Annotated in this window: 8 protein-coding genes; 4 read left to right on the plus strand and 4 right to left on the minus strand. The window is 73.4% G+C overall.

Annotation, left to right across the window (positions count from 1 at the left end; translation table 11 throughout):
• Together E1289_RS34985 and E1289_RS34990 are read left to right on the plus strand one after the other, a co-directional pair.
• Positions 1-977, plus strand: a 977-nt coding sequence (locus tag E1289_RS34985) for an ATP-binding domain-containing protein (protein WP_165970744.1), incomplete at its 5' end; no start/stop codon positions are given.
• Positions 978-1071: 94 nt separating this feature from the next.
• Positions 1072-1725 carry a TetR/AcrR family transcriptional regulator gene (locus tag E1289_RS34990; RefSeq protein ID WP_131988032.1) on the plus strand — a complete coding sequence of 218 codons (654 nt, stop codon included), beginning with the start codon at positions 1072-1074 and terminating at the stop codon, positions 1723-1725.
• 264 nt (positions 1726-1989) lie between these two features.
• Here the strand turns inward: E1289_RS34990 and E1289_RS34995 are convergent, their stop codons facing one another.
• The 4 genes from E1289_RS34995 to E1289_RS35010 all read right to left on the minus strand — a co-directional run bounded on the left by E1289_RS34995 (position 1990) and on the right by E1289_RS35010 (position 5654).
• Positions 1990-2844, minus strand: a complete 855-nt coding sequence (locus tag E1289_RS34995; RefSeq protein WP_131988044.1) for a glycosyltransferase — start codon at positions 2842-2844, stop codon at positions 1990-1992.
• A gap of 92 nt (positions 2845-2936) precedes the next feature.
• On the minus strand, positions 2937-3800 hold the full coding sequence (locus E1289_RS35000; RefSeq protein WP_131988034.1) for a CDP-alcohol phosphatidyltransferase family protein: 864 nt from the start codon (positions 3798-3800) through the stop codon (positions 2937-2939).
• Positions 3790-4869, minus strand: a complete 1080-nt coding sequence (locus E1289_RS35005) for an iron-containing alcohol dehydrogenase family protein (RefSeq protein ID WP_131988036.1) — start codon at positions 4867-4869, stop codon at positions 3790-3792. Before E1289_RS35005 ends, E1289_RS35000 begins: the two co-directional genes overlap by 11 nt.
• A 53-nt stretch (positions 4870-4922) precedes the next feature.
• Positions 4923-5654, minus strand: coding sequence for a phosphocholine cytidylyltransferase family protein (locus tag E1289_RS35010; protein WP_131988038.1), 732 nt, complete (start codon positions 5652-5654; stop codon positions 4923-4925).
• Positions 5655-6139: 485 nt separating this feature from the next.
• On the opposite strand from E1289_RS35010, the gene ispD reads away from it, so the two are divergent.
• Positions 6140-6835 (plus strand): 2-C-methyl-D-erythritol 4-phosphate cytidylyltransferase, encoded by a 696-nt coding sequence (gene ispD, locus E1289_RS35015; protein WP_131988040.1) that lies wholly within the window; start codon positions 6140-6142, stop codon positions 6833-6835.
• Positions 6832-7581: a glycerophosphodiester phosphodiesterase gene (locus E1289_RS35020; protein ID WP_131988042.1), complete on the plus strand. Its 750-nt coding sequence runs from the start codon at positions 6832-6834 to the stop codon at positions 7579-7581. The genes ispD and E1289_RS35020 overlap by 4 nt, the downstream gene beginning before the upstream one ends.
• Positions 7582-7721: the final 140 nt, after the last annotated feature.

Genomic DNA, 7721 nt, shown 5'->3' on the forward strand with positions numbered 1-7721 from the left:
CGTCCCGCCGCCGGGCCCCCGCCGCCGACGACCCGTTCGTCGTGGACGGCGTCAACATCCTCACGGGCGAGGACGTCGCGGACGACACCTGGGAGCCCGAGATGCAGGAGCTCACCACGTCCATCGAGCGGCTCGAACGGTCCCGGCGCGTGGACGACGGCGTGGTGGAGGAGCGTCCCGAGTACGCGCACATCGTCGTGGACGAGGCGCAGGACCTCTCCCCCATGCAGTGGCGCATGCTGGGCCGGCGCGGCCGCCAGGCGAGCTGGACCATCGTGGAGGACCCGGCCCAGAGCGCCTGGGAGGACCTGGACGCCGCCCGCGAGGCCATGGAGACGGCGCTCGGCGGTGCCCGGTCCGGCTCCCGCGGCTCGTCCCGGGGACGTCGCCGGCCCCGCAAGCCCGCCCCCGTCCGGGCACGGCACGAGTACGAGCTGACCACGAACTACCGCAACTCCACCGAGATCGCCGCCGTGTCCGCGCGGGTGCTCGCGGTGGCGCTGCCCGAGGCCCGGCCCGCCCGCGCCGTCCGCACGTCCGGCATCGACCCGGTCATCCGCGTGCTGCCCGATCTGGGCATCACCGCCGCGTGGGAGGCGGCCGAGGAACTGCTCGGCCAGGTGGACGGCACGATCGGCCTGATCGTCCCGCTCCCCCCGGAGGAGGCGAACCCCCAGGACGAGCCGGACGGGCAAGCGACCCTGTTTGACGGCCCCGAGCCGTCCGGCGCCCCCGTGTGGACGGCCGCCGACCGCGAGCGGCTCGCCGCCGACCTGCCCGAACGCGTCCAGGTCCTCGACGTCCTGGAGGCCAAGGGCCTGGAGTTCGACGCGGCGGTGATCGTGGCGCCCGAGACCATCGCCGCCCAGTCCCCGCGCGGCCTGCGCGTCCTCTACGTGGCCGTCTCCCGCGCCACGCAGCGCCTCACCGTCCTCACCACCGACCCCGGGTGGCGCGACACGCTCCTCACCGGCTGAGCCGCCGCGGCCGCGCCGTCCCGGCGGCGGTGAAAAGTGACCGGCCGCGCGGTTAGGCTGACGCTGCCCCATTCGTTCCGGTGGACGGAGAGCGATGAGCGGCCGGAATCCCGCGCCCAGGCGCAGCTACGGAGGCCGGTCGGCCGAGGAGCGCCGCGCCGACCGGCGGGAGCGCCTGCTGGCCGCGGGCCTCGAACTGTTCGGCACCCGCGGCTACGCGGCCACGTCCATCGAACGGCTGTGCGGGACGGCGAGCGTGTCCACGCGCAACTTCTACGAGGAGTTCTCCGGACGCGAGGAACTGCTCGCCGCGCTGCACAGGGACATCAACGAACGCGCCTCCGCGGCCCTCGCCACCGCCTACGCGGGCACCGCCGACGCCGACCTGCCGACCCGCGTGGAACGGGCGGTGCGCGCGTTCGTCACCGTCACCGCCAGCGACCCCCGCTGGGCCCGCATCGCGTTCGTCGAGGTCATCGGCGTCAGCGCCGGCCTGGAGCAGCACCGGCTGCGCTGGCGCTCCCGCTGGGAGGACACCCTCGTCGCGATGGCCCGCGAGGCCGTCGACCGCGGCGAGGCCGCCGACCGCGACTACCGCCTCACCATGATCGCCGTCATCGGCGCCGTCAACAACCTCGTCCACCACTGGTCCGCCCGCGGCCAGGACATCCCCCTGGACGACATAACCGCAGAACTGACGGAACTCATTTGCCGTGCCCTAGGACGCCAGGCCCCCAATAACACCTGACGCCCACGCCCCCACCACAACTCCAGCGCCCACCGCGCCCCGCGACCGTGGCCGCCCCCGGTGGTACGCACTACTGCACCTACCTCGGCCACCACCGCAACCACGCAACAGCCTGAACCGTCGCGATCGCGTCCGAAGGCAGGTTTCGAGCCTGCGAGAAACCTGATCGCGCAGCGAGCCGCAAGGCGAGACGTAGCGATGCAGCGATCGCACCGCAGTTCCCGCCGAAGGAAGGCGCCCTAGCGCCTGACGCCAAGGGAACTGCTAGATAACAGGCGGGCGGCCGGTGCGGGTCATGCGCCAGGCGGTTCGCCAGGTTATGGGGCGGCGCGGGCCCGCGGGTTTGCGCCAGCCTTCCGCGAAGCCCCTGAACCAGGGCTTCAGGGCGCTCGGCCTGCGTTCGCGAAGGACGGTCATGGCGACCCACACGGCGAGGTAGGTCATGGCCAGGGGCCACGGCAGGTTGCGGCGGGCCAGCCAGACGCGGTTGCGGGCGTTGTAGCGGTAGAACATGTCGTGCCGGGTGGGCAGGACGGCGGGGTGGAACATGACGGCGGACGCGTCGTAGACGATGCGGTAGCCGGCGTTGAGGATCTGCCAGGCGAGGTCGGTCTCCTCGTGGGCGTAGAAGAAGTCCTCCGGGAGACCTCCGCCGGCGTCGAACGCGGCGCGGCGGACGGCGCAGGCGCCGCCCAGGAACGTGGTCACGGCGGACGAGCGTTCCGGGTCGCCGGCGCGCAGCCGCGGGACGTGCCGGCGTTCGCCGCGTCCGCCCTCGGGGTCGCGTACCCGGAACGAGACGACGCCCAGGTCGGGTTCGGCGGAGAACCGGTCGCGCAGGTACGCGCCGAGGCGCGGGGAGCGGTACCAGCCGTCGTCGTCCAGGAAGAGGATGACGTCCCCGCTGGACGCCGCCACCCCCCGGTTGCGTCCCGCGGGGATTCCGACGTTCTTCGGCAGCCGGAGCAGGGTCACGCGCTCGTCGGCGAAGACCGGGTCGTCGCCCGGCAGCCAGTCGCCCGGGACGCCGTTGCCGACGAGGACGACCTCGACGGCGACGTGCTCCTGGTCGAAGGCGCTGCGCACCGCGCGGGCCAGTTCGGCCGGGCGGTTCCCCATGGTCAGGACGACGACGCTGAGGGCTGCGGCCCCGTCCGCGCGGGGGCCGGGGGCGTGCTCTCTCGGTTCCACGGCGTCCTCGTCCAGGGAGGTCACTTCAGCCTCCGGGACGCCAGGATACTGACCAGGTGCAGCACGGTCTGGACGGCCGCGACGGCCGCGACCGCGACCATGAGCACGCGGACGGCGGTGGGCGTCGCGTTGCCGAAGACGGTGTCGAGCACGGCGGCCGCGAGGATCAGCAGCGACAGCTCGACCGCGCCGATGATGCGGTGGAAGCGCACCATGGACGCCGCCTGCCGCGCGAGCGCGATGCCGGTGGAGCGGGGGCGCAGCGCGCGGTCGCCGCCGGCCGGGTCGGCGGGCAGCCCCGACTTGGCGCGGGCGACGACGACGTTGTCGGTCTCCGCCTTGATCAGCGCGGCGCCGAGGGCGGCGATGAGGCCGAGCTCGACCCAGCCCCCGTTCTCCCAGCCGCCCTGGGCGGCGAAACCGAGGCCGATGAGCAGCGCCACCTCCGACAGGTAGTGGCCGATCCGGTCGAGGAACACCCCCGCCACCGAGGTCTGCCTCAGGTAGCGGGCCACCTCGCCGTCCACGCAGTCGAGCAGCAGGTAGACCTGGATGAGCACGGCGCCGCCGAGCGCCGTCCACAGCGTCCCGGTGCCGGACGCGGGCAGCGACACCACGACGCCGGCGAGGACGCCGCTCGCCATCATCAGGTAGGTGAGCTGGTTGGGGGTGAACCCGAGGCGCAGCGCGAGCCAGGCGAAGTACGGGGACAGGTCCCGCATGTAGAGGCGGCCGGCCCAGTGCTCCTCGTTGCGGCGGTCCTTCAGGCCGGGCGGCTGCCCGTACCGGCGGACGTCGGCGACGGTGGCGCCTTTGCGGTGCGGTCTCGGCGCGTCGTCCCCGGTCTCCGGCGGGGTGTCCCGCCCCGGGAGCTCAGCCTCCATGGGCCTGGACATACTGTTCCACCGCCTTGAGGGTCTCGTCCTTGTCGAGGTCGAGGTATTCCAGGATCGTGTAGCGGCCGGGGCGGGTCCGCGGCGCGTACAGGACGGCCTCGGCGAACTGCTCGACCGACAGCCCGACGTCGCCGGGCAGGCGGGGCAGGCTGTGCCGCCCGAGGCAGGTGAGGATCTCCGCCAGGCGCTCGGCGCCGTCGCCGTCGCCGAGGTGCGTGGCCCGCAGGTGGTAGCAGAACGCGGTGCCGAGCCCCGCCAGCTCGCCGTGGTTGGCGGTGTCGGGGTAGAGGTGGTCGATGGCGTGCAGGATCTCGTGGTCGCCGCCGCTGGCGGGCCGGGAGTCGCCCGCGAACGCCATCGACATCCCCGACAGCACCAGGCTCTCGGCGAGCACGGTCAGGAACCGGTCCGACTCGATCGACTGCGGCTGGTGCAGCAGCGCCTCGGCGGCGGTGCGCGCCACGGTGAGCGCCATCCGGTCGACCCGCTCGCCGCACTGCTCGGCGGCGAGCAGCCAATCCTCCACGGCGGAGAAGTTGCTCAGCACGTCGCCGACGCCGGCGCGGACGAGCCGCTCGGGCGCGGCCCGCACGTAGTCGAGGTCGACGATCATCGCCAGCGGCATCACGACGCCGAACGAGCCCTTGCCGTTGTCGTGCGTGAGGGACGCGACCGGCGAGCAGATCCCGTCGTGGGACAGGTTCGTGGCGACCGACACCATCGGGATGCCCGACAGCGTCGCCGCGTACTTGGTGGCGTCGATCGTCCGGCCGCCGCCGATGCCGACGACGGCCTCGTACGACCCGGCGCGCAGCTTTCCGGCCAGCTCGACGGCGGCGTCCACGGTGCCGCCGGCCACGCGGTACACATCGCAGGCCGCCAGGGACGGCCGGACGTGGTCGGCGATCTGGTCGCCCTGGCCGGGGCCGACGGCGATCGCCACGCGGCCCTCGGTGGCGATCCGCCGGTCGGCGAGGAGGTCGCCGAGGGCGGCGATCGCGCCGCGCCGGACGTCGATGGAGAGCGGCGCGTTCAGCATCCGCGTCAGCAGGGGCATGAGCGTCCTCGTCGTCCGCGCTGTCGGTGGTCGGGGGGCGGTCGCGGGACGGGCTAGTAGCCCTTGGCGATCCGCCGGGCCTTCTCCAGGTCGTCGTGGTTGTCGACCTCCACCCAGTCGACGTCGCCGATCGGCGCGACGCCGATGCGGCCGCCCCGGTTCACGTGCTCCTGGTAGCCGTCCTCGTAGTAGAGGTCGGGGTCGCGTTCCCAGACGGCCTTGAGGGCGTCGGCCAGCGGTTCCGCGGCGGCGGGCTCGATCAGGGTGGCGCCGATGTACTCGCCGTTCGCGGTGGCCGGGTCCATCAGCTTGGTGATGGTCTTCAGGTGGCCCTCGCCGTCCAGGATGACCTTCATCTCCTCGTCGGCGAGAGTTTTCACGTCGTCCACCGCCAGGAGGATGTCCGGTCCGCGGTTCGCCAGTAGCGTCTTCTCCACGCTCACCGGATGGACCGTGTCGCCGTTGACCATGAGGACGCCCTTGGAGAAGTGCTCCCGAGCCAGCCACATGGAGTAGGCGTTGTTCCACTCCTCGGCCTTGTCGTTGTGCACGAGCGTGATGTGCACGCCGTACCGCCTTTCGAGGGCGTCCGCGCGTTCCTCGACCGCGCCCGCGCAGTAGCCCACGACGATGACCACGTCGGTCAGGCCGACCTCGGCGAGGTTGCCCAGGGCGATGTCCAGGATGGTGGTCTCACCGTCCACGGGGACGAGGGCCTTGGGGAGGGTGTCGGTGTAGGGCCGCAGCCTCCGGCCGGCCCCTGCCGCCAGCACCATGCCGATCATGCTTCCTCTTCCTTCAGGTCGACCTTCACGCCGCTGCCGCGGCTGCCCCGCCGCCGCGCGACGGTGCCCCCGGCACCGGACGAACACGCCAAGCTAGGCGACCGGTGCGGGAGACGCGAACGGGAGCAGACCGAGCGGGCCCGCGAGCGACGCCCTTGGCGGGTGCGGTACACGATGCCGCGGCGGCGGAGCGCGAGGACGGCGATCGGCACGTGGACGAGCGGCGCCGAACCCGCCTGCGCGAACCCCAGCACGGCGAAGTAACCATACTCGATCCCGCGCGATATGGGCGGTACGAGCCGTCCGCGGCTCCGGCGGCCGCCGGTTCCGGGCGGGTGATCACGGGTTCGTCCGGTACGTTGAGCGTGGCCGGCCGGTCGCGGCGGAACTCGTCCATCGGGGCCTCCGGCCGGTCGGGAACAGCGCGGCGCAGATGCACAGCGTAGTGGCCCGGTGACCGGATGTCGCGGAAACCGAGGGGTGAGATGGCTGCGGTAGCGGTGGTGCTCGCGGGCGGGGTCGGCAGGCGCCTGGGCGCCGGGCGCCCCAAGCAGCTCGTCGACGTCGGCGGACGGCCCGTCCTGGCGCACGCGATCGACGCGTTCGACACCCATCGGGGCATCGACGAGGTCGTCGTCGTGATGGCGTCCGGCCATCTGCGCGAGGCCGCCGCGATCGCCGCGCCGTTCCGCAAGACGGCCGCCGTGATCGAGGGCGGCGAGACCCGCACCGCCTCCACGGTCGCCGCGCTGGGCGCCCTGTCCGGGCGCCCCGACGATGACCGGGTGCTGTTCCATGACGCGGCCCGCCCCTTCGTCGACCACGGGGTCATCGGCCGTGTCCTGGACGCGCTGGACGGCGGCGAGGCCGTCGCGGTCGGGCTCCCCGCGTCCGACACGATGGTGGTGGTCGAGGACGGCGTGGTCGTGTCCATGCCGCCGCGCGAGACGATGACCCGGTTCCAGACCCCGCAGGGCTTCCGCCTCGGCACGATCCGCAAGGCGTACGAGCTGGCGCAGGCCGACCCGGCGCTGCGCGCCACCGACGACTGCGGCATCGTCCACCGCTACCTGCCCGACGTCCCGATCCGGGTGGTGCCGGGCAGCGAGCGCAACCTCAAGGTCACCCAGCCCTTGGACGTCGTCGTCGCCGAGCATCTCGCGGGCGAGGACCGCCGGTGATCTTCGAGGCCACCCCCGCGATCATCGGGCACCGCGGCTACGGCTCGGGCGTCCCGACGCCGCCCGGGGCCGGGACGCCCGTCGCCGAGAACACGCTGGCCTCGATGCTCGCCGCGATCGACGCGGGCGCGTCGTGGGTCGAGATCGACGTGACGCGCACCGCCGACGACGAACTCGTCCTCCGGCACGACCCGACCACCCCCGGCGGCAACTACGTGGTCGACGTCGCGGCGGCGGCCTGCGGCCTGCCGCGGCTCACGGAGATCTTCGCCGCGCTGCCGCCGGAGATCGCGGTGGACGTGGACGTCAAGACGGTCCTGGAGGACGCGGTGGACGCCCCGTCCCGCCGCACCGGCGCGCTGCTCCTGCCGCTGCTGAAGCGCGAGGCGAGGCGCCGCAGGCTCCTCGTCACCTCGTTCGACCCGGCACTGCTGACGTTCCTGCGGGACGAGCTTCCCGGCGTGCCGCTGGGCCTGCTGACGTGGCTGCGGTTCCCGCTGTGGCAGGCCGTCCCGGCGGCGGCGGGCCTCGGCTTCGACGCGGTCGCCGTGCACACCGGCTCGTGCGGGCTCGACCATCCCGACACGCGGCTGCGCCCGCTGGAGCACTGCGTGGACGTCGCGCACAAGGCGGGCCTGGAGACGGTCGTCTGGTGCCCCACCGCGGAGGCGGCCCCGGTCTACGCGGCCGCGGGCTTCGACGCGATGGTCGTCAACGACGTCCCCGGCACCCTGGCCGCACTCTGATCCTGGCCGGCCGCTGACCCGTCGTCAGCGGTTGCCGCCGTACATCTGGGTCCAGTCGCCCGGCTCGTCGTCGTCCGAGTCGCTCCGGTCGGAACCGCTCCGGGGCGGCGGGGCGGGCTTGTCGTCGGCCGGGGCGGGCG

This window comes from Actinomadura sp. 6K520, from assembly GCF_004349245.1.
In the GTDB taxonomy this organism is placed as follows: domain Bacteria; phylum Actinomycetota; class Actinomycetes; order Streptosporangiales; family Streptosporangiaceae; genus Spirillospora.

Coding starts and splice junctions, on each gene's coding strand:
- E1289_RS34990 (WP_131988032.1), top strand. CDS start 1,072: ATGAGCGGCCGGAATCCCGCGCCCAGGCGCAGCTACGGAGGCCGGTCG.
- E1289_RS34995 (WP_131988044.1), bottom strand. CDS start 2,844: ATGGGGAACCGCCCGGCCGAACTGGCCCGCGCGGTGCGCAGCGCCTTC.
- E1289_RS35000 (WP_131988034.1), bottom strand. CDS start 3,800: ATGGAGGCTGAGCTCCCGGGGCGGGACACCCCGCCGGAGACCGGGGAC.
- E1289_RS35005 (WP_131988036.1), bottom strand. CDS start 4,869: ATGCCCCTGCTGACGCGGATGCTGAACGCGCCGCTCTCCATCGACGTC.
- E1289_RS35010 (WP_131988038.1), bottom strand. CDS start 5,654: ATGATCGGCATGGTGCTGGCGGCAGGGGCCGGCCGGAGGCTGCGGCCC.
- ispD (WP_131988040.1), top strand. CDS start 6,140: ATGGCTGCGGTAGCGGTGGTGCTCGCGGGCGGGGTCGGCAGGCGCCTG.